The 25,275-nt window shown below is 65.2% G+C and carries 16 protein-coding genes; 11 read left to right on the plus strand and 5 right to left on the minus strand.

The genetic code is table 11. The annotated features are described in order from the left end of the window. Positions 1-41 precede the first annotated feature (41 nt). The 4 genes from QUW25_RS07600 to QUW25_RS07615 all read left to right on the plus strand — a co-directional run bounded on the left by QUW25_RS07600 (position 42) and on the right by QUW25_RS07615 (position 7,271). Positions 42-2,642 (plus strand): heavy metal translocating P-type ATPase, encoded by a 2,601-nt coding sequence (locus tag QUW25_RS07600; RefSeq protein ID WP_289511609.1) that lies wholly within the window; start codon positions 42-44, stop codon positions 2,640-2,642. Between the two features lie 47 nt (positions 2,643-2,689). Further along, entirely contained in the window at positions 2,690-3,907 is a 1,218-nt protein-coding gene (locus QUW25_RS07605; RefSeq protein WP_289511610.1) for an MFS transporter, read from the plus strand. A gap of 334 nt (positions 3,908-4,241) precedes the next feature. Beyond that, complete coding sequence (ligA, locus tag QUW25_RS07610; protein ID WP_289511611.1) at positions 4,242-6,398, plus strand: NAD-dependent DNA ligase LigA; 2,157 nt, start codon at positions 4,242-4,244, stop codon at positions 6,396-6,398. 102 nt (positions 6,399-6,500) lie between these two features. Continuing rightward, a complete protein-coding gene (locus tag QUW25_RS07615) occupies positions 6,501-7,271 on the plus strand; it encodes a tyrosine-protein phosphatase (protein WP_289511612.1) in 771 nt (256 codons plus the stop codon). Positions 7,272-7,316: 45 nt separating this feature from the next. Here QUW25_RS07615 and QUW25_RS07620 read toward each other — a convergent pair whose 3' ends face one another. After that, complete coding sequence (locus tag QUW25_RS07620) at positions 7,317-8,171, minus strand: AraC family transcriptional regulator (RefSeq protein ID WP_289511613.1); 855 nt, start codon at positions 8,169-8,171, stop codon at positions 7,317-7,319. Positions 8,172-8,588: 417 nt separating this feature from the next. Here QUW25_RS07620 and QUW25_RS07625 point away from each other — a divergent pair, with 417 nt between their 5' ends. The 5 genes from QUW25_RS07625 (at position 8,589) to QUW25_RS07645 (ending at position 15,088) form a co-directional block, all read left to right on the plus strand. Then, positions 8,589-9,704 carry an ABC transporter ATP-binding protein gene (locus QUW25_RS07625; RefSeq protein ID WP_289511614.1) on the plus strand — a complete coding sequence of 372 codons (1,116 nt, stop codon included), beginning with the start codon at positions 8,589-8,591 and terminating at the stop codon, positions 9,702-9,704. Between the two features lie 18 nt (positions 9,705-9,722). Beyond that, positions 9,723-11,012, plus strand: coding sequence for an ABC transporter substrate-binding protein (locus QUW25_RS07630; protein WP_289511615.1), 1,290 nt, complete (start codon positions 9,723-9,725; stop codon positions 11,010-11,012). A 12-nt stretch (positions 11,013-11,024) separates the two neighbouring features. Further along, positions 11,025-11,894 carry a carbohydrate ABC transporter permease gene (locus QUW25_RS07635; RefSeq protein WP_289511616.1) on the plus strand — a complete coding sequence of 290 codons (870 nt, stop codon included), beginning with the start codon at positions 11,025-11,027 and terminating at the stop codon, positions 11,892-11,894. After that, on the plus strand, positions 11,894-12,751 hold the full coding sequence (locus QUW25_RS07640; RefSeq protein WP_289511617.1) for a carbohydrate ABC transporter permease: 858 nt from the start codon (positions 11,894-11,896) through the stop codon (positions 12,749-12,751). Before QUW25_RS07635 ends, QUW25_RS07640 begins: the two co-directional genes overlap by 1 nt. 144 nt (positions 12,752-12,895) lie before the next feature. Beyond that, complete coding sequence (locus QUW25_RS07645) at positions 12,896-15,088, plus strand: alpha-galactosidase (protein ID WP_289511618.1); 2,193 nt, start codon at positions 12,896-12,898, stop codon at positions 15,086-15,088. Between the two features lie 260 nt (positions 15,089-15,348). On the opposite strand, the gene QUW25_RS07650 is transcribed toward QUW25_RS07645, so the two are convergent. The 4 genes from QUW25_RS07650 to QUW25_RS07665 form a co-directional block, all read right to left on the minus strand. Next, a complete protein-coding gene (locus tag QUW25_RS07650; RefSeq protein WP_289511619.1) occupies positions 15,349-17,040 on the minus strand; it encodes a glycoside hydrolase family 13 protein in 1,692 nt (563 codons plus the stop codon). Between the two features lie 61 nt (positions 17,041-17,101). After that, the gene (locus QUW25_RS07655; RefSeq protein ID WP_289511620.1) at positions 17,102-19,366 is read right to left on the minus strand and encodes a glycogen/starch/alpha-glucan phosphorylase; all 2,265 of its coding nucleotides are present in this window, start codon (positions 19,364-19,366) and stop codon (positions 17,102-17,104) included. Positions 19,367-19,390: 24 nt separating this feature from the next. Continuing rightward, complete coding sequence (gene malQ, locus QUW25_RS07660; RefSeq protein ID WP_289511621.1) at positions 19,391-20,971, minus strand: 4-alpha-glucanotransferase; 1,581 nt, start codon at positions 20,969-20,971, stop codon at positions 19,391-19,393. 45 nt (positions 20,972-21,016) lie between these two features. Further along, positions 21,017-22,021 carry a LacI family DNA-binding transcriptional regulator gene (locus tag QUW25_RS07665; protein WP_289511622.1) on the minus strand — a complete coding sequence of 335 codons (1,005 nt, stop codon included), beginning with the start codon at positions 22,019-22,021 and terminating at the stop codon, positions 21,017-21,019. A 343-nt stretch (positions 22,022-22,364) separates the two neighbouring features. Between QUW25_RS07665 and QUW25_RS07670 the strand changes: the two genes are divergently transcribed. Both QUW25_RS07670 and QUW25_RS07675 read left to right on the plus strand, forming a co-directional pair. Next, positions 22,365-23,951 carry a UDP-glucose--hexose-1-phosphate uridylyltransferase gene (locus QUW25_RS07670; protein ID WP_289511623.1) on the plus strand — a complete coding sequence of 529 codons (1,587 nt, stop codon included), beginning with the start codon at positions 22,365-22,367 and terminating at the stop codon, positions 23,949-23,951. A gap of 15 nt (positions 23,952-23,966) precedes the next feature. After that, a complete protein-coding gene (locus tag QUW25_RS07675) occupies positions 23,967-25,214 on the plus strand; it encodes a galactokinase (RefSeq protein WP_289511624.1) in 1,248 nt (415 codons plus the stop codon). Positions 25,215-25,275: the final 61 nt, after the last annotated feature.

Consider the following 25,275-nt stretch of genomic DNA (forward strand, 5'->3'; position numbering starts at 1 on the left):
AAAGGGGGACAGAGCCCTTTTGAATCACTCGGGAGGCAACAATGAGAGAGACCTTTGACATAACGGGCATGACCTGCGCGGCGTGCTCGGCGCGCGTTCAGAAGGCAGCGGGTGAGGTGCCAGGCGTGACCTGTGCGAACGTGAACCTGCTCAAGAACTCGATGGAGCTTGACTACGACGGCTCGCCCGAGACGGCGGCGGCCGTGGTCGAGGCCATCGAGAAGTCCGGTTACGGCGCTGCGCGACGGGCGAAGGCGGGCGAGAAGGACGCGCACGCCGCGTCGGAGCGCCCCGGTGCCGCCGCCGAGCGCGCAGTCGCCGAGAAGCGTAACCAGCTCGTGATCTCCGCGATCTTCTCGGTGCCGCTCTTTTACGTGGCCATGGGACCGATGTTTGGCTGGCCGCAGCCGCCTGCGCTGGCGGGCGAGGCAAACCTCATGGCGCTCGGCCTCACGCAGTTCCTGCTCTGCGCGCCCATCCTCTTTGTTAACCGGCACTACTTCATCACCGGCTTCAAGACGCTCTGGCACCGCGCGCCCAACATGGACTCGCTCATTGCCCTGGGCTCTGCCGCCTCCGCCGCATGGTCTGTGGCGCAGCTCTACCGCATGGCGTGGGCCGTTGGGGCTGGTGACGCGGCCACGCTTCACGCTGCCGCCCACAATCTCTACTTTGACTCGGCGGGCATGATTCTTACCCTCATCACGCTCGGCAAGTTCTTCGAGGCGCGCGCCAAGGGCCGCACGACCGACGCCATCTCCGCCCTCATGGACCTCGCGCCCAAGACGGCCACGGTCGTGCGTGACGGTGCGGAGGTTGGGGTTCCGGTCGAGGATGTTGCGGTGGGGGAGCGCGTGGTCGTGCGCGCGGGCGAGTCCGTGCCGGTTGACGGTGTGGTGCTGGAGGGCTCTGCGGCCGTGGACGAGTCCGCCATCACGGGCGAGCCCGTGCCTCGTGAGGTTGCCCCCGGTGACCGCGTAACAGGAGCGACGGTATCTACCAGCGGCTGGTTTGCCATGGAGGCGCGCGCCGTGGGCGATGACACCACCCTTGCCGGCATCATTCGCCTCGTGGATGAGGCCACGAGCTCAAAGGCCCCCATCGAGCGCATGGCCGACAAGATCGCGGGCGTCTTCGTCCCGGTGGTCATCGCCATCGCCGCGGTGACGTTTGTGGCGTGGCTCGCGCTTGCGGGCGACGTTGCCACCGCGCTCACGCATGCCATCTCGATCCTGGTGATCTCCTGCCCGTGCGCGCTCGGCCTAGCCACGCCCACGGCGATCATGGTGGGTACCGGACGCGGCGCCGCCAACGGCATCCTCATCAAGTCTGCCGAGGCGCTTGAGACGGCCTGCAACGTGGACGTCGTTGTTCTCGACAAGACCGGCACCGTTACCGCGGGAGCGCCGCGCGTGACGGACGTCCGCCTTGCCGCGGGCGTCTCCGAGGAAGAGCTGCTTCGTGTTGCCGACACCCTGGAGCGCAAGAGCGAGCACCCGCTCGCCTCCGCCATCTGCGCCTATGCGGACGAGAAGACCCAAAGTGTCCAGAATGTACCCGGTGCAAAGTGGACATGCGAGAAGTTCGAGCAGGTTGCCGGCGGCGGTCTTTCCGCCCTTGTGAACGGCGTGCCGGCGCTTGCGGGCAACGCGCGCCTGATGGCAGCACATGACGTGGAGCTCGGTGAGCTCGCGGACGCGGCCGTGACGCTCGCGGATGACGGCAAGACCCCGCTGTTCTTCTCGTGGCGCGGCCGCGCGCTGGGCATGATTGCCGTGGCTGATCCCGTGAAGCCCACGAGCGCCTCTGCCATCGCGCGCCTGCGCGCGATGGGCGCCCGCACGGTCCTTCTCACGGGCGACCAGGAGCGCACCGCCGCCGCCGTGGCGCGCCGCGTTGGTGTTGACGAGGTCATCGCCGGCGTGCTCCCCGCGCAGAAGGAGGCTAAGGTCCGTGAGCTGCAGGAGGCGGGGCGCACCGTTGCCATGGTGGGGGACGGCATCAACGACGCGCCGGCTCTTGCCCGCGCCGACGTGGGCATCGCTATTGGGGCCGGAACCGACGTGGCCATTTCCTCCGCCGACGTTGTGCTCATGCATTCGGACCCGGCCGACGTTGCCACCGCGATGGAGCTCTCGCGTGCCACGATGCGCAACATCAAGCAGAACCTCTTCTGGGCGCTCTTCTACAACGCCATCTGCATCCCCGTGGCGGCCGGCGTGCTGACGCCGTTTGGCGTGACGCTCAACCCGATGATCGGTGCGGCGGCCATGGGCTTCAGTTCCGTCTTTGTGGTGAGCAATGCCCTGCGCCTGCGTACCTGGAGGCCAAGTGAGCGCTCGACATCCGAGGCAATCCCGGTCACCGAGGTGACCGTGACCGTTGAGAGCGTCGCCGGCGCGCCTGCGCCCGCGGTTAAGAGAAAGGACCAGACCATGACCAAGACTCTGAACGTGACCGGCATGATGTGCCAGCACTGCGTCGCTCACGTGAGGAAGGCGCTCGAGGGCGTTGAGGGCGTGAGCGCCGTCGACGTGAACCTCGAGGCAGGCACCGCGACCGTCGAGGCCGTCGACTCCGTGACCGACGATGCCCTTGTGGCTGCCGTCGTTGATGCCGGCTACGAGGCTGCTGTCGCGTAGGTCTACAATTGGTCGGTTTCCTAACGCACGTTGAGAAGGACCGACCCATGGAACTCACCACCGAGCAGAAGCGCGTTGTCTACACGCTCGGCTTCTGCGGCCTTGTGTCTGCCGCCGACAACTGGTTTGTCTCGCCGGCGCTGCCTGCCATCGCCAACGGCCTGGGGGTGGCGGCTTCGGCGGCCGCCATCGTGCTTACCGCCTACATGCTCCCGTATGGCATGCTCCAGCCCGTCTGCGGTGCGCTCGGCGACCGCTTTGGCAGACTACGCGTGCTGCGCGTGATCGTTACCGGGCTCGTCGTGGGCACGTTCCTTTGCGCCGCTGCCCCCACGCTTCCCACGCTCGTTGCCGCGCGTGTGGTCACCGGCTGCTTTGCTGCCGGCATCATCGCCGTCTCCCAGGCATACGTTGGCGACGTCGTTGGCGCTGAGCGTCGCGGTGCCGCGGTGGGCGTCCTCATGGGCATCACGTTCACCGGGCAGGGGCTCTCCTCCGGCCTTGGTGGCATCATCACTGACCTCATGAGCTGGCGCGCGGCCTTTGCGTGCTTTGGCGCGCTCGCGCTTCTCGCTCTCGCGCTGCTGTGGCGCCTTCCGGCGGTTGGCGCGCAGGGCGAGAAGAACCCCGAGCCCTCTGCCGTTTCCGCTGTGACCGGCTCGTTCTTCTCACGCGCGGCGCGCATCTTCTTTGGCAGCCACCGCGCAATCTTCTTTGTTGCCTGTACGACCGGCTTTGTTTTTCTTGGCGTGTATGGCTTTATGGGAACGTTTCTCTCTGAGCGCTGCGGTCTCGGCTCAACGCAGGCGGGTCTCATCATGATGCTCTACGGCATCATGTGTCTGGTTGGCGGGACCGTCTCCGGGCGCATAGGGACGCGCCACGGTGCGCTTGGCGTCATTCGAGTGGGCGAGACCTCGGGGCTCGTTGCCATCGCGGCGCTTCTTGTTGTTGCGTCGACGGGCGCGTGGCAGCCTGCGCTGCTCGGTGCCGGGGCGCTTGGGTTTGGCTACATCCTTACGCAGCCAACGCTTGTCTCGCTCTCCATGGGAGCTGATCCCACACAGACGGGTCTTTGCACGGGTCTCATTGGCCTGGGCGTCTTTGCGGGAGGTGGCGTGGGAAGCGCCGTTGGCGCTATGCTGATCTCGCTCGGCGGATATGCGCTGCTGTGGGTTGTTGCCGCCGTGCTTCTTGTGTGCCAGCTGGTGATTGGCGGCCGCGCGCTCGGCGTGTTGCTTGTGAGGCATACCGCCAGACGATAGCGGGGTCGTCGGTCGAAAAATGCTCTCTCGTGTAGCGCGGAGGGTTTCTGCTGGGAAAAATCGTCGCTCGTGTAGCGTGGCTAGCCCGCCAAAACGGTCCCTGCCGATTGACTACTTCAAGAAAGCCCAGGTAACTAAATCAAGATTCAAACCTAATACTGCTGTGCGCCTAAAATGACGCTACACGAACGAGCTTTTTTCTTTTGACGCTGCGGTGGCGCTACACGAACGACCTTTTTTCGGACTCATCCAAGCGCGTCACTCCGCGTGAACCTCACACCCTTGCGCTACCATGGTGAGCCGAGAAAGCCGCGATTCCGTCAAAGGAACCCACATGCCCAACGAGAAGAACGCGCCGGTCCAGGCGTCGCTGTTTGGTGACGAGCCCATCCACGAGCCCGTTCGGGATGCCGTGACGTCCCCGCGCGCCCGTCATGCGGAGCTCAACCGCATCCTCAATCACGCTGCCTATGCGTACTACGCGCTCGACAACCCCGAGATGACGGACGCCGAGTTTGACCGCCTGCTCCAGGAACTCCTTGCCCTTGAGAAGGCCCATCCCGAGCTCGCGGGCCCCGAGTCCTACGCCCAGCGTGTGGGCGGCTACGTCTCCGAGCAGTTTGAGCCCGTGGCCCACGCCGCGCGCATGTACTCGATGGACGACGCGATGGACCTCGCCGAGCTTGACGAGTGGCTCGCGCGCACCGACGAGACCCTCGGCGCCACGCCGGAGCACCCGGTCGCCTATACCTGCGAGCTCAAGATTGACGGCCTCGGTGTGGCGCTTACTTACACCGATGCCCAGTTCGTGCGCGCCGCCACGCGCGGCGACGGCACGACGGGGGAGAACGTCACAGCCAACGTCCTCACGATCGGCGACATCCCGCGCGCGCTGGCCCAGGCCGGCCTCGCGCGGCTGGCGGACGGCGGGCTCGGCCGCTCCGTTGAGGTTCGCGGCGAGGTCTACATGCCGCGCCATTCCTTCGCGCGCCTCAACGAGGATGCGGACGCCGCTGGTACCGCACCCTTCGCCAACCCGAGAAATGCCGCCGCGGGCAGTCTCCGCCAAAAGGACCCCAAGGTCACGGCCCACCGCGACCTCGAGACCTTCATCTACGCCGTTGCCGATGAGGCGCCTATTGACGTCCACACCCAGCACGACTTCCTCCAGTGGCTCATCGACTGCGGCTTCTCCGTGAACCCTCACTTCAGGCGCTGCACCTCTGCCGCCGAGGTCCACGCCTATTGCGAGAACGCCCTCGCTCATCGCGACGACCTGGACTACGACATCGACGGCGTAGTGGTGAAGGTGGACTCCTTCGCGTCCCAGGATGCGCTCGGCTTCACCGCGCGCGCCCCGCGCTGGGCCATCGCGTTCAAGTTCCCGCCCGAGGAGAAGCGCACCGTCCTGCGCGAGATTCGCGTGCAGGTTGGGCGCACCGGCGTCCTCACGCCCGTCGCTGAGTTCGACCCCGTGACCGTTGCCGGCTCCACGATCGCTCGCGCAACGCTCCACAACGTCGACGAGATCGCCCGCAAGAACGTCCGCGTGGGCGACACGATCGTGGTTCACAAGGCCGGTGACGTCATCCCCGAGGTCGTGGGCCCCGTGCTCGAGCTCCGCCCCGAGGGTGCGCCCGAGTTCCACATGCCCGCGACCTGCCCCTCCTGCGGCAGCCCCGTCGTGCGCGAGGAGGGCGAGGTGGCCTACCGCTGCGTCTCCATCGACTGCCCCGCGCAGGCCGTGGAGCGCCTCATCCACTGGGGCAGCCGCACGGCCATGGACATTGACGGCCTGGGAGATGAGATCGTCGCTCGCATGGTCGAGCAGGGGCTGCTCGCCGATGTGGCGGACTTCTACGACAAGCTCACCGAGAAGGACCTCGCAGAGGTATGGACCGGCCGCCAGACCGTGGACGGCGAGGACATCGTGGTGGGCCCGGTCATTGCCGCAAAGATCATGGCTCAGGTCGTGGAGTCCAAGGGCCGCGGCCTCGCGCGCGTCCTCTTTGGCCTGGGCATCCGCCACGTGGGCGCCACGGTGGCGCGTCAGCTCGCGGAGCACTTTGGCTCCATGGAGGCGCTCGCCGCTGCTACCGAGGAGGACATCGCGCAGGTGGACGGCATCGGTCCCAAGATCGCGGCCAGCGTCCGCGGGTTCTTCTCCGTCGAGAAGAACGTGGCGGTCGTTGAGCGCCTGCGCGTGGCGGGCGTCGTGCTGGAGGAGGAGCGCCTTGAGCCCGAGCGCCCGCAGACGCTCACCGGCCTCACCTTCGTGCTCACGGGCACGCTCGAGCGCCACACGCGCGACGAGGCAAAGGCCGCACTCCAGGCCCTCGGCGCCAAGGTCACCGGATCGGTCTCCAAGAAGACGAGCTTTGTCGTGGCGGGCGAGGCTGCGGGCTCCAAGCTCGCCAAGGCCGAGAGCCTGGGCGTTCCCGTGCTCGACGAGGCCGCCCTCGACCATATTCTTGAGACCGGTGAGCTGTAATTGGGGACAGTCTACAATTTGCCGGAGCCGCACCTTACGCGCGCATGACGCCGACCGCGTATACTGGGGCGCCGGATTCAACGCCTGCAACGAAAGGCTCGCATGCAGCTTACAGATGTTCGACCCAACTACGGCCGTATTGACTTTGAGGGTCTGCCCAACACACGTGACCTCGGTGGGCTTCTCGGCGCCGAGGGCAGGTGCGTGCGCCGCGGCCTGCTCCTGCGCTCGGGGACGCTCTACTTTGCCACCTCTGCGGACTGCGAGCGGCTCCAGGAGGACTACCACCTCCAAGCCGTGGTTGACCTGCGCGGCGATGACGAGCTCGTGGAGTACCCCGACGGCATGGGGCGCCTTCCCGGCGTGCGCTACGTTCACGCCGACGCGCTCAAGGGCACCGTTGCGGGAATCTCCCAGAACGCGGAGGCGCGAGCCCAGCTCGAGGCGGCCCGCGCCAACAACGACGACCCCGCGAGCTTCATGGAGATGGTCTACCCGCACATCCTGCTGGGGGAGTCCGGCATCGCGGCCTACCGCGCGCTCCTGCGTACCATCCTCGAGACCACCGACGGCGCCGTCCTCTGGCACTGCCATTTTGGACGCGACCGCTGCGGCATGGCGAGCATGCTTGTGGAGGCTGTTCTCGGCGTGCCCATGGCGGCGATGGAGGAGGACTACCTCGCCACCAACCGCTTCAACCCTGATCCGGCAGACGAGCGCACGGACGCCAACCTGCGCTTCATTCGCGCTGCGGTGGCTGCCGTCACGCGCGAGTTCGGCGGCGTTGATGGCTACGTGCGCGACGCGCTGGGCATCACGGACGCGGAGGTCGCCGAGCTGCGCAGCCGCTACCTCGAGCCGGCGGCGAGCTAGTTACCTCGTCCCGCCGGGCGGGGACGGCCCCAGTTTGCGGATGGGCTACGCCTGTGCGTTCTGCCGCCGCCAGTCGCGTGGCGAGATGCCAAACGCGTTCTTGAACGCACGCGAGAAGTGCAGCTGGTTGGGATAGCCCACGGCCCGTCCCACCTCGGCCACGGGTAGCGCGGTGAGCTTGAGCAGCTCGGACGCCTTGGACATGCGGTATCCGATGAGGTACTGCTGCGGAGACTTGCCCGTCGCCGCCTTGAAAACCTTGCCGAAGTAGCTCCGGTTGAGGCCGGTACGCTTGGCGATGTCCTCAACAGTGATGTCCGCCTGGTAGCTCTCCTTGATGAAGTCGATGGCCTCGCGGATGTAGAAGCCCTGAATCTTGCTCGTGGGCAGCTCGGAGGGTCGGTCAACGGAGCTGAGGAGATAGTCGAGGAAGAGGTAGGTGTGCCCGATGAGGTGGAGCGCCGAGGCGTCGCTGTGCGCCACGAGGTAGCGCATCTCCTCGACCATGCGGGAACAGCGGTCGCTTGAGAGTGAGCGATAGATGGGCGAGGTGGGCGTCATGCCCACCTGCTCGAGCTCGTCGGCAACGTGGATGCCGTCAAACTCCACCCAGATGTACTCCCAGGGGTCGTCCAGATCGGCAACATAGGTGTTGACCTGGTTGGGGAAGATGAGAAATCCCTCGCCCTCCGAGAGGCGGTGGTCGCTCTTCACACCGTTCTCGTCAGTTGACATGAGCAGACCGCGCCCCGAGATGATGTAGTGAAAGAGGAAGTGACTGCGCCGCGCGGGGCCAAAGGCGTGGCCGGGCTCGCATGCCTCGCGGCCGTATTGGTAGGGCATCAGGTCGACGTAGTGGCCGTGGGGAAACGTTGAGAACTCGAGCTCGTGTGCCGGCATGGGGACCTCCTGGATCCTAACGCCTGATTCGCTCCTTACAAGGAATGACGCATTTCGTATAGTTTAGCGCATTCCAGACATATCTAATTCGATAAAAGAACGCATAAAGCTAAATTAAAAATCCCAAAAATGGAATCGATTACACATCTGGGCAAATGACCAACAATCCAACTACCTGCGGAAATGAAAATCGATAAAACCGTTTGTCCGAGAAAAACAACCGTCCGGCGAAACAGCTTATCTTGGGCAAATAGATAGCACAAGCGTAATACCAGCAGAAACAAGAGAAAAGATATAGCGCATACCAAAGCAGGTATATTTTTGCGCAAATACGTCAACCTACAATTAAGCGCAACGTAAGGTGGGGCCCGAGCCGCCGTGTGCGCGCGGCGGCGGGGCAGGGAGAAAGGTTGCGCAATGGCGAGCCTCACACTCGAACACGTAGGGAAGAAGTACCCCAACGGCTATGAGGGGGTGAAGGACTTCAACCTTGAGATTGCCGACAAGGAGTTCATCATCTTCGTCGGCCCGTCCGGCTGCGGCAAGTCGACGACGCTGCGCATGATCGCCGGCCTCGAGGACATCACCTCCGGCACCCTCAAGATCGACGGCAAGGTCGTCAACGACGTCGAGCCCAAGGACCGTGACATTGCGATGGTCTTCCAGACCTACGCCCTCTACCCGCACATGACGGTCTACGAGAACATGGCCTTCCCGCTCAAGCTCCGCAAGGTCGATGCCGACACCATCGACAAGGCCGTCCGCGAGGCTGCCCGCATCCTCGACCTCGAGAAGCTCCTCGACCGCAAGCCGTCCGCCCTCTCCGGCGGCCAGCGCCAGCGCGTCGCCATGGGCCGCGCCATCGTCCGCGCCCCCAAGGTCTACCTCATGGACGAGCCGCTCTCCAACCTTGACGCCAAGCTGCGCGTCCAGATGCGCGCCGAGATCTCCAAGCTGCACGACCGCCTCGGCGCCACAATCATCTACGTCACGCACGACCAGACCGAGGCCATGACGCTCGGCACCCGCATCGTCGTCATGAAGGACGGCGTCATGCAGCAGGTGGACACCCCCACCAAGCTCTACAACGAGCCCTGCAACCTCTTCGTCGCGGGCTTCATCGGCTCCCCGCAGATGAACTTCATCGACGTGGCGGTGGCCGAGAAGGGCGAGGGCGTGACCCTTACCTTTGGCGCCAACACCATCACCCTCACCGGCGCCAAGGCCAAGGCCCTCAAGGACGGTGGCTACGTGGGCAAGGTCGTCGTCATGGGCATCCGTCCGGAGGACGTCGTGGAGGAGCACGAGTACGCCGAGGGCCGCATCCTCTCTGAGGCCTTCCCGGCCGAGGTCACGGTCTACGAGCTCCTTGGCTCCGAGGCCATGATCTACGCGGACGTTGACGGTGGCCAGATCTCCGCGCACCTCTCCGCCTCCAGCGCCGTCCGCACGGGCTCCAAGATCAAGTGCTCCGTGGACCTTGCCAAGATTCACCTGTTCGACAAGCAGACCGAGCTGGCCATCGCCCACTAGGGAAGGAGGGCCTCACCAATGCAGAAAAGAGCACTCACGCGTCGCTCGTTCCTTTCGCTCTCGGGCGCTATCGCCGCGGGCCTTGCGCTCACGGGATGCGAGGGGCAGCGCTCCGACGGCAAGACCGAGATCGAGTTCGTCTCGTACAAGCGCGAGGCAGTGAGCATCTTCGAGGCGCTCATGGCCGAGTTCAACGAGTCCAACGACCACATCTACCTCAACTTCACGAGCCCCAACGACGCCGTCACCATCATGAAGACGCGCTTCGTCCGCGAGGACTACCCCGACGTCGTGGCCATCGGCGGCGACGCCTCCTATGCGGACTTCGTCGACTCTAACATCCTGGCTGACGTCTCTGGCTACCCCGGCATGGCCAAGGTCCAGCCGGCCTACCAGGAGATCATGAAGAGCGTCACCTACGTCCCGATGGACGGCATCTATGGCGTTCCCTACATCGCCAACGCCGCGGGCATGCTCTACAACAAGGACATGTTCGCCGAGAAGGGCTGGGACCTCCCGGAGACCTGGGACGAGTTCATCGACCTCTGCGAGAAGATCAAGGCCGAGGGCGAGGTTCTGCCGCTCTACCTTGGCTTCCTTGACACCTGGACGATTCTCTCGCCGTGGAACTCCATGCTCGTGGAGCTTGTGCCGTCCGATCACATCCGCAAGGTCAACGCCGGCGAGGCAACGTTTGCCGACTACTACCGCGAGCCCGCCGAGAAGCTCCTCAAGCTCCTCGACTACGCCGAGGACGGCCCGATGGCCTACAGCTACGAGGACGCCTGCACCGCCTTTGCGCGCGGCCAGTCCGCGATGTTCCCCTGCGGCTCGTTTGCCGTCCCGCAGATTCTCTCCGCCAACCCGGAGATGAACATCGGCCTCTTTGCCATGCCCGCCTGCGACGACCCCGACGACCGCATCATCGTCTCCGGCGTGGACCTCTGCTGGAACATGCTGACGGCCAAGGAGGACCACCGCGAGCAGATCTATGAGGTCATCGACTTCCTCAACGAGCCCGAGAACCTCCAGACCTACTGCGACGACCAGAAGGCCATCCCCTGCATCGAGGGCGACTTCACGCTCGATCCGCTCTTCGACGACATCCAGAGCTTCCTGGACGAGGGCAAGGTCATCGACTACCCCGACCACTCCTACCCGTCGGGCATGGCCTGCGACGCCCAGCTCCAGGCGTTCCTTCTCGAGAAGGACGTCGACGCGTTTCTCGCCAACTGGGACAACCTCTGGCAGCGTTACAACAAGACCGTCATCCGCAAGTACGCCGAGTACATGGCGAATCAGGGATAAGGAGGGAGACACATGGCAAGCATCGCCGCTTCAAAGGCGGGATCTGACAGGAACCGCACCTTCCTCGCAATCCTGATTCCTGTCCTCATCCTGTTCATCGCATTCAACACGATTCCGCTGCTCACGGGCTTCTTCTACAGCTTCACGGACTCCAAGGGCTACGGCGCCTTCGAGATCGTGGGCCTGCAGAACTACATCGACCTGTTCCAGGACGCGCGCGTGGGCAACTCGTACCTGTTCACGTTCAAGATCTCCGTCGTCTCGACGATCCTCGTCAACGTGATTTCGCTCATGCTGGCTATCGGCCTCTCGAGCAAGATCAAGTTCAAGAGCGCCCTGCGCGGCATCTACTTTGTGCCCCGCATCCTCGGCGGTCTCGTCGTTGGCTACGTGTTCAGCTACTTCTTCACCTACATCGTCCCGGCGCTCACCGGCACCACCTCGATGCTGGCGAGCAAGGAGTGGGCGTGGGTGGCCATCGTCGTGGTTCTCGTCTGGCAGGCGTGCGCCCAGACCACGATCATCTACATCACCGGCCTCTCGTCGGTGCCCGAGGATGTCTACGAGGCGGGCGCCCTTGACGGTGCCACGGGCTGGGACAAGTTCCGCTACCTCACGTTCCCGCTCATCATGCCCTCCATCACCACCAACATGGTCCTGGTCATGAAGGACATGCTCATGACGTTCGACCAGATCGTGGCCATGACCTCCGGAGGCCCGGCGCAGTCCACCGAGTCCATCTCGTACCTCATCTACCAGAACGGCCTCAACAACAGCCAGTTTGGCTTCCAGTGCGCCAACGCCGTCATCTTCTTCATCGTCATCGCCGTGATCTCAATTGCCCAGACCAAGTTCCTGAACAGTAAGGAGGAGCAGCTCTAATGGCTAACAACACTGTTCCTGCCAAGGTCAAGGAGCGGGTCAACTGGCCCATCACCATCCTGCTCATCGTCGGCCTCATCACCATCATCTTCCCGCTCTACATGGCCGTGGTCATCGCCCTCAAGGACCCCTCCGAGATGACCAACGACATAGCGGGCATCCTGTCGCTGCCGAGTACGTGGTCCCTCGACAACTTCATCGAGGCCATTCAGGTCACCGACTTCTTCAACTCGTTCATGAACTCGCTCATCATCACCGTGGCGGCCGTCGTGATCTCCGTCCTGGTGCACAGCCTCGCCGCCTACGCCATCGGGCGCAACATGGACAAGAAGAAGCTCTTCAAGGCGTCCTACTACTTCATCGTGGCCGGCATGTATGTGCCCTTTGCCATCCTGATGATGCCGCTCGTCAAGCAGACCGCCGTCCTGCACCTGGACAACATGGTCGGCGTCATGATCCTCTACGTTGTGTTCTACATGCCCATGAACATGATGCTCTACACGGGTTACCTGAGGAACATCCCCACCGCCCTCGAGGAGGCCGCCCGCGTTGACGGCGCGTCCACCTGGACCACCTACTGGAAGGTCATCTTCCCGCTCATGAAGCCCATGCACGCCACCGTCGCCGTCATCACCGGCCTGGCCGTGTGGAACGACGTCATGACCCCGCTCGTCATCATGGGCGGCTCGGGCGTGAACACCCTGCCGCTCGCGCAGATGAACTTCCAGACCGCCTTTGCCACGAACTACAACCTGGCCTTCGCCTCCTACCTGCTCGCCATGCTCCCGATGATCATCTTCTACATCGTGGCGCAGAAGCAGATCATCGGCGGCGTCACCAACGGTGCCGTGAAGTAGCCCGGGTTTCACAGGCACGCTTCGAGTTCCCCCTGGCGCCCGGAATCCATCTATTTTGTGATGGGTTCCGGGCGTCCCCCCGGACGGAGCGAATGCGCTACACTCTGCCCGGCCTTTTCAGCTGCGAGAGAAACTGAGGAGCAGATGTCCCTTACGTACAACGCCTCCGCCTCTACCTTCACCCTCTCGACGGAGCGCTCCACCTACCAGATGAAGGTCGACCAGTACGGATACCTCCTTCACTTGTACTACGGCGCTCGCACGGAGGGGGATCTGTCCTACCTCATCACCTACGCCGACCGCAGCGGCATGTGCGGCTGCCCGCATGACGTGGCGGACCGCACCTACTCGCTCGACGTCCTCCCGCAGGAGTTTCCCTTCCAGGGCGAGGGCGACATGAGAAGCCCGCTGCTCATGGTGCGCGGCACGGACGGCACCTTCGGCTGCGACCTGCGCTACAAGTCCCACGAGATTCGCCCGGGCAAGTACGGCCTTCCCGGCCTGCCCGCCGTCTATGACGAGGGCGAGAAGGACGCCGCGCAGACCCTCTCGATCACCCTTGCCGACGAGCGGCTGGGTCTTGAGGTCGAGCTCCTCTATGGCGTCATGCCCGCCTACGACGTGATCACCCGCGCCGCGGTGGTCAGAAACGTCGGCAGCGGTCGCCTTACCGTGGCGAAGCTCCAGTCCGCCTGCCTCGACCTCGTTGCCGGCGACTTTGACGTCATCACGTTTGACGGCCGCCACGCGATGGAGCGCCGTCCTTCTCGCCGTCCGGTCACGAACGGGTCCTTTAGCGTGGGCAGCCGCCGCGGCATGTCCTCCAACCAGTACAATCCCCTCATGATCCTCTGCGACCGCGACGCCACGGAGACCGCCGGGCGCTGCTGGTCCATGAGCTTTGTCTACAGCGGCGGCTTTCTCGCCGAGGCCGAGCGCGACCAGTTTGAGCAGACGCGCATGCAGATGGGCCTGGCCTCCGACCTCTTCTCCTACCCGCTGGAGCCGGGCGAGAAGATCGTGGCACCGGAGGTCATCATGTCCTTCTCGGCCGCTGGCCTTGAGAAGATCTCTCACAACCTGCACCGCTGCATCCGCGAGCGCGTGTGCCGCGGCCCCTGGCGCGACAGCCCGCGCCCCGTGCTCATCAACAGCTGGGAGGCGTGCTACTTCGACTTCACGGGCGACAAGCTCGTGGAGCTGGCCAAGAAGGCCGCCGAGCTGGGGCTTGACATGCTCGTCATGGACGACGGCTGGTTTGGCGCGCGCAGCGACGACCACCGCGGCCTGGGCGACTGGAAGCCCAACATGGAGAAGCTCGGCGGCACCGTGGCCGACCTCGCACGCCGCGTGAACGAGGTGGGGCTTGGCTTTGGCATCTGGGTGGAGCCCGAGATGGTCAACGAGGACTCCGACCTCTTCCGCGCGCACCCGGACTGGGCGCTCACCGTCCCCGGCAAACCGCCGGTGCTCGGGCGCGACCAGCTGGTCCTGGACCTCTCCCGCGCCGACGTGCGCGACAACCTCTTCGAGCAGCTCTCCGCGGTGCTTGACCAGGGCGGCGTTGACTACGTGAAATGGGACTACAACCGCTCGATCGTTGACGTGCACTCTCGTGCGGCGAGCGACCAGGGCAAGGTGCTCTACGACTACGTCCTTGGCCTCTATGACCTGCTCGAGCGCGTGCGCACGCGCTACCCCGAGCTGCTCATCGAGGGCTGCTCGGCTGGTGGCGGCCGCTTTGACGCCGGCATGCTCTACTACACGCCGCAGATCTGGACCTCGGACAACACCGACGCCCGCAATCGCATGGAGATCCAGTACGGCACCTCCTTCGGCTACCCGTGCTCGGCGGTGGGCGCGCACGTCTCCGCCTGCCCCAACGAGATCACCGGCCGCACGATCCCCCTGGGGGCGCGCGGTACCGTTGCCATGGCGGGTGGCGCCTTTGGCTACGAGCTCGACCTCATGGAGCTGAACGACCGCGCCTGCGAGATTATCAAGACGCAGGTCAAGACCTATCGCCAGATCGAGGGGCTTGTTCGCGAGGGGCTGCTCTACCGTCTCTCCGACCCCAAGGACGCCGACGTCTCTGCCTGGGAGTTCGTCTCCGAGGACGAGCGCGAGGCGCTCGTCTGCGCCGTGGTCACGCGCGTGGACGGCTACGGCAAGGCCAACTACGTCGTGCCGCGCGGCCTCACGCCGGGGGCAACGTATCGCATGGTGAGCAACGGGACGGAGTTCTCTGCCGATGCCCTCATGAGCATGGGTCTGCCGCTCACCGTGCCCGCAGGGCCGTACGAGAACTTCATGTACCGCTTCGAGCGGGTCGACTAACCGTTCATCTGCGGATCGTGACAAAGGTGACAGGGTAAGTTGTCATCATGGCGCTCCATGATGACAACTTACCCTGTCACCTTTGTCAACCCTGTTGATGACAACTTACCCTGTCACCTTTGTCAGCAATACGGGCAAGCTGCGGACGGTCTGGACGAGAAGAACGTCCGGAAGTTGCCCCTGCTTGCAAGAGGGGCGGGGTGTGGACGGTTTGGTCGTGAAAACCGTCCACACCCCGCCCGTTCTTCTCGGTGCGTAGGCTAGGCAATCACCCAGGCGGTGGCGTCGGTGGGAAGCTTGCCGTCAACAAGCGCAGCGCTGGCGAGAAAGACCTCACCGGCGGGCAGCTCCGCGGCGGCTGCGCCGAAGTTGGTTACGCTCGTGAGCGTGCGGCCGTCGGCGGTGGGACGGCGATAGGCGATGACCTGGTCGTCGTAGCCGTCCACCCACGTGAGCGACGTGTCGCCGGTGGCCGTGAGCAGCTCCGCGCGCGCGGCGAGCGCGCGGCGGTAGAACTTGAGCATGGAGTCCTTCTCGGTCTCCTCGATGTCAACGGCATGCTGGGCAAACCACTCGGGCTGGGGCAGGTGCGCGGGCTTGTGCTCGGCGGGTGCGGAGAAGCCAAAGTCGCCCGTCTCGTCGACGGCCTTCCAGGGGAGCGGCACGCGGCAGCCGTCACGGCCCTTGATGGCGTCGCCGTGGCTTGTCATGGACGCCTCGGGGTCCTCGAGCGCGCCCCAGGGGATGTCCGCAACCTCAAAGAGGCCCAGCTCCTCACCCTGATAGAGGTAGACCGAGCCGGGAAGGCCCAGCTCCATGAGAAGGGCGGCGCGGGCGCGGCGGGTGCCGAGGTCGCGGTCCTCGTAGTAGGTCGTGCCGTCGCGGAGCAGCCAGTCGTTCACGAGCTGGTGGTGCACCGCGGAGCGGACCTGCGGCAGGCCGTAGCGCGTGGGGTGACGGGGCATATCGTGGTTGGAGAGGACCCAGGTGGTGGTGGAGCCGGAGCGCTCGGCCGCGGCGAGGCCCTCCTCGATGGCCAGGTGCAGTTCGTCGGCAAACCAGCCGGCCTTGGAGAGCTCGAAGTTGAAGACCTGGCCGAGCTCGTCGGTGGAGGCGTACATCCACTGGTGCTCGGGGATCACCCACGCCTCGGCCACGGCAAATCGCGCGGGCTCGTACTCGTTGAAGACCTGGCGCCACTCGCGATAGATCTCGTGGACCTCGGGGCGGTCCCACAGGGGGTTCTCGTCACCGGGCTCGCCCTCGTCGAGGTTGTCGGGCCACTCGTCGAGCGGGCGGCTGTCAAGGTCCTTGGCAAGCGCGTGCGCAACGTCGATGCGGAAGCCGTCCGCCCCGCGGTCGCTCCAGAAGCGCAGCGTCCTCTTGAAGTCCTCGCGCACCTCGGGGTTCTTCCAGTTGAGGTCGGCCTGCTCCACGGCAAAGAGGTGCAGGTACCACTCGCCGTCGCCCACCGGCTCCCAGCCGGGCCCGCCAAAGGTGGACTTCCAGCCGTTGGGGGGCAGCTCGCCGTTCTCTCCGCGGCCACGGCGGAAGATGTAGCGGTCGCGCTCCGGGGAGCCGGGGCCGGCGGCCAGCGCGGCCTTGAACCACTCGTGCTCGGTGGAGGTGTGGTTGGGAACGATGTCCACGATCACCTTGATGCCCGCGGCGTGCGCGGCTGCGGCCATCTCGTCAAAGTCCTCGAGCGTTCCCAGGCGCGGGTCCACGTTGCGGTAGTCCGCCACGTCGTAGCCGCCGTCGGCGAGCGGGGAGGGGTAGAACGGGGAGAGCCAGATTGCGTTGATACCCAGGGCGCGCAGGTAGTCCATGTGGGCGGTGATGCCCTTGATGTCGCCGAGGCCGTCACCGTTGGCGTCGTAGAAGCTGCGCGGGTACACCTGATACACCACCGCCTGCTTCCACCACTCCTCGTTCCCGTTGATGAGCGTCATGCCATTCTCCTTTCCTAGTTCAAAGTGATTCAAAAGGGGACTGTCCCCTTTTGAATCATGTTTACGAGAGGTGCCAGATGTCGCGGTTGTACTCGCGGATGGTGCGGTCGGACGAGAAGAACCCGGACTTCGCAATGTTCACGAGAGCCTTCTCGCCCCATGCGGCACGATCCTCGTAGTCTGCAAGGCAGCGCTCCTTCACGGCCACGTAGTCGCGCGCATCGAGCAGCGCCATGAAGTAGTCCTTGGCAATAAAGTCCCGATAGACGCGGGTGATGCAGCCAGCGTCACCGCGTGCGAGCAGCTCGGGCGAGCAGATGAAGTCAAGGATCTCGGCGAGCTCGCCGTCGGCCTGCCAGACGTCCCACGGTCGGTAGTCACACCGGTCATAGAGACCGATGACATCCTCGGAGGAGCGACCGAAGAGGTAGATGTTCTCGCGCCCCACGAGCTCCGCGATCTCCACGTTGGCGCCGTCGAGCGTCCCCAGCGTGAGGGCGCCGTTTGCCATGAACTTCATGTTGGAGGTGCCGCTCGCCTCCTTGGAGGCAAGGGAGATCTGCTCGGAGACGTCCGCGGCGGGAATGAGGTGCTCGGCTGCGGTGACGTTGTAGTTCTCCACAAAGACGAGGCGCAGCCACGGCGCGACCTCCGGATCCTCTGCGATAAGGCGTCCGAGGGCTAGGAGCAGGGCAATCGTGTCCTTGGCCAGGGTGTAGGCTGGCGCCGCCTTGGCGCCGAGGACCATCGTCAGCGGCCTGTTGGGAACGTTTCCACGCTTGATCTGCAGATACTTCCAGATGGCGTAGAGGGCGTTCATCTGCTGGCGCTTGTACTGGTGCATGCGCTTGACCTGGATGTCAAATATAGAGTGCGGGTCAACCTCGACGTTCTTCTCGGCGCGCAGCCATGCGGCAAGGCGCTCCTTGTTGCCCTCCTTGACCCTCAGGAGCCGCTGGACAAAGCCGGCGTCCCCGCTTAGGGAAAGAAGGTCCTCCAGCCTGGAGGCGTCGCGCTTCCAGTCGTCGCCGATGGCGTCGGTCACCAGCGAGGCCAGCTCCGGGTTGCAGCCCATGAGCCAGCGGCGGAAGGTGATCCCGTTGGTCTTGTTGGAGAACTTCTCGGGGTAGAGCTCGGCAAAGGGACGCATCTCGGACTCCACGAGAATCTGGGCGTGGAGTGCGGCCACCCCGTTCACGGCATGGCTGAAGTGCACGTCCATGTTTGCCATGTGGACGACGTCGTTGCCGTCGATCACGGCCACGCGCTCGTCGTCCGTGCGCGCGCGGGCGAGGGCGTCGAGCTGGTAGATCACGGGCACGATGCCGGGCGCCACCTGCTCGATGTAGCCCATCGGCCAGGTCTCGAGTGCCTCGGCGAGGATGGTGTGGTTGGTATAGCCGCAGGTTCGCTCCACGATCTTGGCCGCGTCCTCGAACTCAATGCCACGCTCCATGAGCAGGCGTACCAGCTCGGGAATCACCATCGAGGGGTGGGTGTCGTTGATGTGCACGGCCACGTGACGGTCGAGCTCCTTGGGCGCAAAGCCGCGCTCCTCGAGCTCAGCAAGGATGAGCTGCGCCCCTGCGGACACCATGAAGTACTGCTGGTAAACGCGCAAGAGGCGGCCGGCATCGTCGGAGTCGTCCGGGTAGAGGAAGCTCGTGAGACCGTGGCGGACGTCGCCCTTGTCAAAGGCGATGCCGCGCGCGGGCGCCGGTGACGGCTCCTCCACGTCAAAGAGGTGCAGGCGGTTGACCACGCCGTTCTCGTAACCAGGGACCTCGATGTCATACATGTGCGCCGCGAGCGGGCCAAAGCCAAAGGGCACCGAGAAGGACGTGCCGGTGTCGATGAGCCAGGACTCGGGCGCGATCCAGGGGTTGGGCTCCTCGCGCTGAACGCCCTCGGAGAGGTCTTGCCGGAAAAGGCCGTAGTGGTAGTTCAGGCCCACGCCGTCGCCGGGAAGCCCCAACGAGGCAATGGAGTCGAGGAAGCACGCGGCGAGCCGCCCGAGGCCGCCGTTTCCGAGCGAGGGCTCGGGCTCGCAGTCCTCCACCGCGGCGAGCGTGGTGCCGTGGGCGGCGAGTACGCGCTCGACATCGTCTGCCAGGCCAAGGTTCACGAGGTTGGCGCGCAGTAGGCGCCCCACTAGAAACTCGGCGGAAAAGTAGTACAGCTTGCGATTTCCTTCCGCTGGCTTCATTTCCGTCTCGAGGTCGCGCACCATGCGCAGCAGAGCGCAGAAGATCTGTGCGTTCGTCGCCCCGTCGAGGGTCGTTCCCATCTCGGCGAGCGTCTGGCTCAGGTTCTTCTCGATGTCCATCGTGGTTCTCCTTGCCGCTCTTGATCACAGGTAAAAACGTGACAGTCTCTTTTTCATGCCCCCGATTCCGCCGACGGGGGAGACGCCTCCGTTTGGGTACACGTCCGGGACGACCTTGATGGGTGGCAGGCGGCGGTAGAGCTCCATCTGCCGGTGCACGCGCTCGGCGAGCCTGCGGCTTGCAAAGCCCGGGCGCGCCCGCCAGACCCAGTTGCCGCCGAGCGTTGAGGGCGTGTTGATTCGTGCCTTGCTGCCAAGGCCGAGCAGGTCCTGCATCTGCACCACGGCGGTGTCCGCCGGGCTTGCCCAGATGGCGCGCATCATGCCCCAGCCCTCGCCCTCGGCCGAGTCGAGGTGCAGGTACTCCCGGGCGAGGGCAACGTCGCTTGCCGGCGCCGTCTCGAGCCAGCCGAGTGCGGTGTCGTTGTCATGCGTGCCAACGTATGCGATGCAGTTGGTGGGGTACGCGAAGGGCAGGTACGTTGCCCCCGAGCCATCGCGCGTGTCGAAGGCAAACTCGAGGACCCTCATTCCGGGGAAGCCCGAGTCCTCGAGCAGGCGGTGCACCGAGGGGGTGAGGTAGCCGAGGTCCTCGGCAACGATGTTGCAGTGACCCAGCCGCTGCTCCAGCACACGGAAGAGGTCGATCCCGGGGCCATTGCGCCACCTCCCGCCGGCTGCCGTCATGGCGCCCGCGGGGATGGCAAAGTAGGAGTCAAAGCCACGGAAGTGGTCGATGCGCAGGATGTCGTAAAGCCCAAGCTGGAACGCGATGCGCGCGATCCACCACTCGTAGCCGTCCGCCTTCATGCGGTCCCAGGCAAAGAGCGGGTTGCCCCAGAGCTGGCCGATGTCGGAGAAGCCGTCGGGCGGGACGCCCGCAATCTCGACGGGCCTGAGGTCATCGTTGAGCTGGAACTGCTCGGGGTGGCTCCAGACGTCCGCGCTGTCCAGCGCAACATAAAAGGGGAGGTCGCCCATGATGCGCACGCCCGCCGAGCTCGCGTAGTCGTGCAGGCGGCCCCACTGCGAGAAGAACAGGTACTGGACGCCCTGCCAGAAGGCAACTTCCTCGGCAAGCTCCTCGCGCGCCCGGTCGAGCGCGGCGGGTCGGCGAAGGCGCAGGCCGTCCGGCCAGGTGTGCCAGGGGGTGCCGTGGTAGCGGTCCTTGAGGGCCATGAAGAGGGCGTAGTCGTCGAGCCAGGCCGCCTCGTGCTCACAGAAGCGGGCGAGCTCCGTGCCTCTCGTCGCCCACAGGCGTTCCACGGCACGTCTCAGCACGCCAAAGCGGTTCTGGTAGAGGGCGCCGTAGTCAACGCGCTCGGGGTCGTGGCCCCAGTCCACGTTAGCGAACTCCTCGTGCTCGAGCAGCCCCTCCGCCTCGAGGTCGTCAAGGTCTATGAGGTAGGGATTCCCGGCGTAGGTGGAGAACGACTGGTAGGGCGAGTCCCCGTAGCTGGTGGGCACGATGGGGAGCACCTGCCAGATGGAGACCCCGGCGCGCGCCAGGAAGTCGACGAAACCGCGCGCCTCCCCGCCGATCGTCCCCACGCCCCAGGGGGAGGGGAGCGACGTGATGGGCATGAGGATGCCCGAGGTTCTCATGCGTCCTCCTTTCTCGGCGGGGACGTCCCCCGTCACCGATGCGAATCAGAGTGAGCGGACGCTCTCTCGTTCGACGAGCTCAAAGTCCACGAGCTCGTGAGTTGCCGGGGCGCCGTTGCGCATGGCGTCCAAGAGGAGTCGGGCGGCGCGCTCCGCGAGGCGCGTGGCGTCCTGGCGAATCGTCGTGATACGGGGAACGGCGTACTGGGAGAAGGCCGTGTCGTCAAAGCCCACGAGCGAGACGTCACCGGGTACGCTGAGCCCCTGGTCGACGATGGCGCGCAGCGCACCGAAGGCGACGACGTCTCCGAGCGCAAAGACGGCGGTGAGGTCGCCGGCGCGCTCGAGGAGGCGGCGTGTGGCCCCATAGCCCCGTGCCTCGAGGAAGTCACAGGGCTCATAGTCACGCTCGTAGTCAAGCCCGATGCCGTGCTCGCGGAGGGCCAGCTCGGCACCGCGCAGGCGCAGCTCGCCGATCTGCCCGCTCGTGCGGTTGCCGCCGACGATGCCGATGCGCCGGTGACCCCGCTCAAGCAGGTGTCCCACGGCGCTTCTCGCCGCAGCAACGTTGTCGATGGTGACGCTTGAGAGGTTGACAAACCCGAGTTCCTCGGCGCCCGCCGTCACCAGGACGCTCGGTGCCTCGATCTCGTGGAAGGACGCGCGGAAGCTCTCGAGCTCGCCGCCGAGAAAGACCATCCCCTTGGGATGGCGAGCCTGCTGGTAGTCAATGGCCGTACGCACCTCGTCGACGCCGCCGTTGAGGTAGGTGACGACGATCTCCTCGTCCTCGCGGGCAAGCGCCGCCTGCAGGGGGCCGAGGATGTCGTCAAACATGCGGTTGCCGACGCCCATCACAAAGACGGCCACGGGCGTCTGGGAGCGCATCTTGAGGTAGCGCGCGTTGGAGTTGGGCTCGTAGCCGCACTCGGCCATCACGGCAAGGATGCGCTCACGCGCGCGGTCGCTCACGTTGGGCTGGCCGTTGATGACGCGGGAGACCGTACCCACGCCGTAGCCGGAGCGCTCCGCGATGTCTCTGATGTCCATGTCTACCTCGTCTCTGCCCGGTGGGCGTAAGCTGCATTGGAAACGTTTCCAACTCATTCTACCAAGAAGGGAAAAGGGGGAGATGAGGAAGAATTGGAAACGTTTCCAATACCGGCTTGAGCGCAACTATAGCGCACCTTGTCCCGCAGGGCGAGAAGAACCTGAGAATGCCGCTCGCGGGAGAAACGCCACCGCTTGCCGCCCTTCTCGCCCACGGTCCTTCTTGCCCCCGGATGTACCGCTCACGGAAGTGGGGCACGGTGGCCCTCAACTGCGATATCGTTTCCATAGCTGTGTTTGACAAGGGTTCGGGGGGAGCCCGCAGAGAAGGGAGCCCATGAATATGGATGGTCATCAGGTAAGCGTTACCGAGAGGGGCATCGCCGATCTTGTCGCCTATGCGCTCGAGCGCGGCCTCATAGGGGAGGAGGACGTCACTTACGCCGCCAACCTCATGCTCGACGCGCTTTCCTACGAGCCGGACGGTTCCTTCGTTCCGCGTGAGGCCGTTGCCGCTGCGTGTGGCAACGAGAACCGCCCGAGCCTCGAGGAGATTCTCGCCAGCCTGCTCGCCGACGCCGTCGCGCGCGGGGTGTGCGACCCGGGCATCGCGAGCCGCGACCTCCTTGACACGCGCCTCATGGGCTGCGTGACCCCGCGCCCGAGCGAGGTCGTCCGCACGTTCTGGGATCGCTACGGCCAGTCCCCGGAGCTCGCCACCAACTACTTCTACAAGCTCGCGCTGGACAGCGACTACATCCGCTCCTATCGCGTGGCGCGCGACCGCAAGTGGGTGACCCACACCCGCTACGGCGACCTCGACATCACGATCAACCTCTCCAAGCCCGAGAAGGACCCCAAGGCCATCGCCGCCGCGCTGGAGAAGCAGAAGGCCGGCGGCAGCGAGCCCTACCCGCGCTGCCAGCTCTGCCCGGAGAACCTGGGCTACGCCGGGCGCCTTGACCACCCGGCGCGCGAGACCATCCGCCTCATCCCGCTCACGCTTGACGGCGAGCCCTGGTACCTGCAGTACAGCCCGTACGTCTACTACAACGAGCACTGCATCGTCCTCTCCGAGAAGCACGTCCCCATGAAGATCGACCGCCACACCTTTGTGCGCCTGCTCGAGTTCATCGAGAAGTTCCCGCACTACACCGTGGGCTCCAACGCGGACCTGCCCATCGTGGGCGGCTCCATTCTCACGCACGAGCACTACCAGGGCGGCCGCTATGAGTTTGCCATGGCGCGCGCGGGGCTGCGCGAGGAGGTCTCGTTCCCGGGCTTTGAGGACGTGCGCGCGGGCGTCGTGGACTGGCCGATGTCGGTCATCCGCCTCGACGCCGCCGACCCGGCGCGTCTCGTTGAGCTTGCCGATAAGATCCTCGCGGCGTGGCGCGGCTACTCCGACGCCTCGGTGGGCGTGCTCGCCGAGACCGAGGGCACCCCGCACAACACCATCACGCCCATCGCGCGCCGTCGCGGCGAGGGCTTTGAGCTGGACCTCGTTTTGCGCAACAACCGCACCACCGACGAGTACCCGCTCGGTATCTTCCACCCGCACCAGGAGCTCCACCACATCAAGAAGGAGAACATCGGCCTCATCGAGGTCATGGGCCTCGCGGTGCTCCCGGCGCGCCTCCTGGGCGAGATGGACCGTCTGAAGCAGGTCATTCTCGCCGGCGAGGACGTTGCGTCCGTCCCCGAGATCTCAAGTCACGCCGCATGGGCGAAGGACATCCTCGAGCGTCACCCGGAGTTTGCGCCCGAGAGCGTGGCCGAGCTCGGCGACGCCGGCGCCGCGGCGCTCGATGCCGTCATCGAGGAGGAGATCGGCCAGGTCTTTGCACAGGTGCTCGAGCACTGCGCGGTGTTTGCCGACGACGAGCCTGGCAGGGCGGCGCTCGGCCGCTTTGTCGCGAGCGTTTGCTAGAGAGGAGACAATCTGATGGGCATTCCCAGCAACGATGTTCTGACGGGGGTCTACGGGGAGGACGCCGCGCGCGCCGCCGAGCGCCTGGGCGCGCTCGCCGCCCGCTTTGACGAGCTCTTTGGCGTCGGCGACCCCGAGTTCTTCACGGCCTCCGGCCGCACGGAGATCATCGGCAACCACACCGACCACAACGGCGGCAAGATTCTCGCCGCCTCCATCACGATGGACAGCATCGGAGCCGCCGAGCGCACGGACGACGGCATCGTCACCATCTGGAGCGAGGGCTACCCCGAGGCCATCGTCGTGGACACGGGCAACATCGACAAGATTGCCCACGGCGGCGGCTCCACCACGCTCGTGGCCGGCATGCTCGAGGCCACCGTCAAGCGCGGCTTCAAGATCGGCGGCTTCAACGCCGTGTGCTCCTCCGAGGTCATCCCGTCGGCCGGCGTGAGCTCCTCGGCCTCCTTTGAGATGCTCGTCTGCGAGATGATCAACCACCTCTACAACGACGACGCCATCGAGCGCGCCGACTACGCGCGCATCGGCCAGTACGCCGAGAACGTGTGGTGGGACAAGGCGTCCGGCCTCATGGACCAGATGGCCTGCGCCGTGGGCGGCACGATCCTTTTGGACTTCTCGGACGGCGTGAAGTACGAGCGCGTGGACTTTGGCTTTGACGAGCTGGGCTGCGACCTTGTGATCGTCAACACCGGCAAGGGCCACGCGGACCTCTCCGCCGAGTACTCCTCCGTTCCCAACGAGATGCACGATGTTGCCGCCGCCCTTGGCGTCAAGAACCTCTGCGAGTCCAGCGAGGACGCGGTGCTCTCGAACCTCGTCGGGCTGCGCGAGAAGTGCGGCGACCGTGCCGTCCTGCGCGCGCTGCACTACTTTGAGGAGTGCGCGCGCGTGGAGGCCGCCGAGGCCGCCATCAACGCCGGCGACAAGGCCGCCGTGCTCGACATCATCACCGCCTCGGGCCGCTCCTCCTGGGAGTGGCTGCAAAACGCGGTGGTCCCCGGCATGCCCGAGGAGCAGCCCATCCCCATGGCGCTCGCGCTCACACAGCTTTACCTGCGCCGCATTGGCTCCGGCGTGTGCCGTCTTCACGGCGGCGGCTTTGCGGGCGTCATCATGTGCGTGCTTCCCAAGGCCGAGACCGCGGGTTACGTGGACTACATGGCCAGCTACTTTGGCCGCGAGAACGTGTACCTCACCAACATCCGCCAGACGGGCGCGGCCTGCCTCGGGCGCGCGTAGGCCTTTTCGAGGAAGCTTGCCCCCCGTGGGCGGCGGTGCAGCATGGCGCGCCGCCGCCCTT

Origin of the sequence: Thermophilibacter provencensis, assembly GCF_030372065.1 — a bacterium.
Lineage (GTDB): Bacteria > Actinomycetota > Coriobacteriia > Coriobacteriales > Atopobiaceae > Thermophilibacter > Thermophilibacter provencensis_A.

Bases quoted from the DNA above. Each gene is read 5' to 3' on its own strand.
- QUW25_RS07600 (WP_289511609.1), top strand. From the start codon at position 42: ATGAGAGAGACCTTTGACATAACGGGCATGACCTGCGCGGCGTGCTCG.
- QUW25_RS07605 (WP_289511610.1), top strand. From the start codon at position 2,690: ATGGAACTCACCACCGAGCAGAAGCGCGTTGTCTACACGCTCGGCTTC.
- ligA (WP_289511611.1), top strand. From the start codon at position 4,242: ATGCCCAACGAGAAGAACGCGCCGGTCCAGGCGTCGCTGTTTGGTGAC.
- QUW25_RS07615 (WP_289511612.1), top strand. From the start codon at position 6,501: ATGCAGCTTACAGATGTTCGACCCAACTACGGCCGTATTGACTTTGAG.
- QUW25_RS07620 (WP_289511613.1), bottom strand. From the start codon at position 8,171: ATGCCGGCACACGAGCTCGAGTTCTCAACGTTTCCCCACGGCCACTAC.
- QUW25_RS07625 (WP_289511614.1), top strand. From the start codon at position 8,589: ATGGCGAGCCTCACACTCGAACACGTAGGGAAGAAGTACCCCAACGGC.
- QUW25_RS07630 (WP_289511615.1), top strand. From the start codon at position 9,723: ATGCAGAAAAGAGCACTCACGCGTCGCTCGTTCCTTTCGCTCTCGGGC.
- QUW25_RS07635 (WP_289511616.1), top strand. From the start codon at position 11,025: ATGGCAAGCATCGCCGCTTCAAAGGCGGGATCTGACAGGAACCGCACC.
- QUW25_RS07640 (WP_289511617.1), top strand. From the start codon at position 11,894: ATGGCTAACAACACTGTTCCTGCCAAGGTCAAGGAGCGGGTCAACTGG.
- QUW25_RS07645 (WP_289511618.1), top strand. From the start codon at position 12,896: ATGTCCCTTACGTACAACGCCTCCGCCTCTACCTTCACCCTCTCGACG.
- QUW25_RS07650 (WP_289511619.1), bottom strand. From the start codon at position 17,040: ATGACGCTCATCAACGGGAACGAGGAGTGGTGGAAGCAGGCGGTGGTG.
- QUW25_RS07655 (WP_289511620.1), bottom strand. From the start codon at position 19,366: ATGGACATCGAGAAGAACCTGAGCCAGACGCTCGCCGAGATGGGAACG.
- malQ (WP_289511621.1), bottom strand. From the start codon at position 20,971: ATGAGAACCTCGGGCATCCTCATGCCCATCACGTCGCTCCCCTCCCCC.
- QUW25_RS07665 (WP_289511622.1), bottom strand. From the start codon at position 22,021: ATGGACATCAGAGACATCGCGGAGCGCTCCGGCTACGGCGTGGGTACG.
- QUW25_RS07670 (WP_289511623.1), top strand. From the start codon at position 22,365: ATGGATGGTCATCAGGTAAGCGTTACCGAGAGGGGCATCGCCGATCTT.
- QUW25_RS07675 (WP_289511624.1), top strand. From the start codon at position 23,967: ATGGGCATTCCCAGCAACGATGTTCTGACGGGGGTCTACGGGGAGGAC.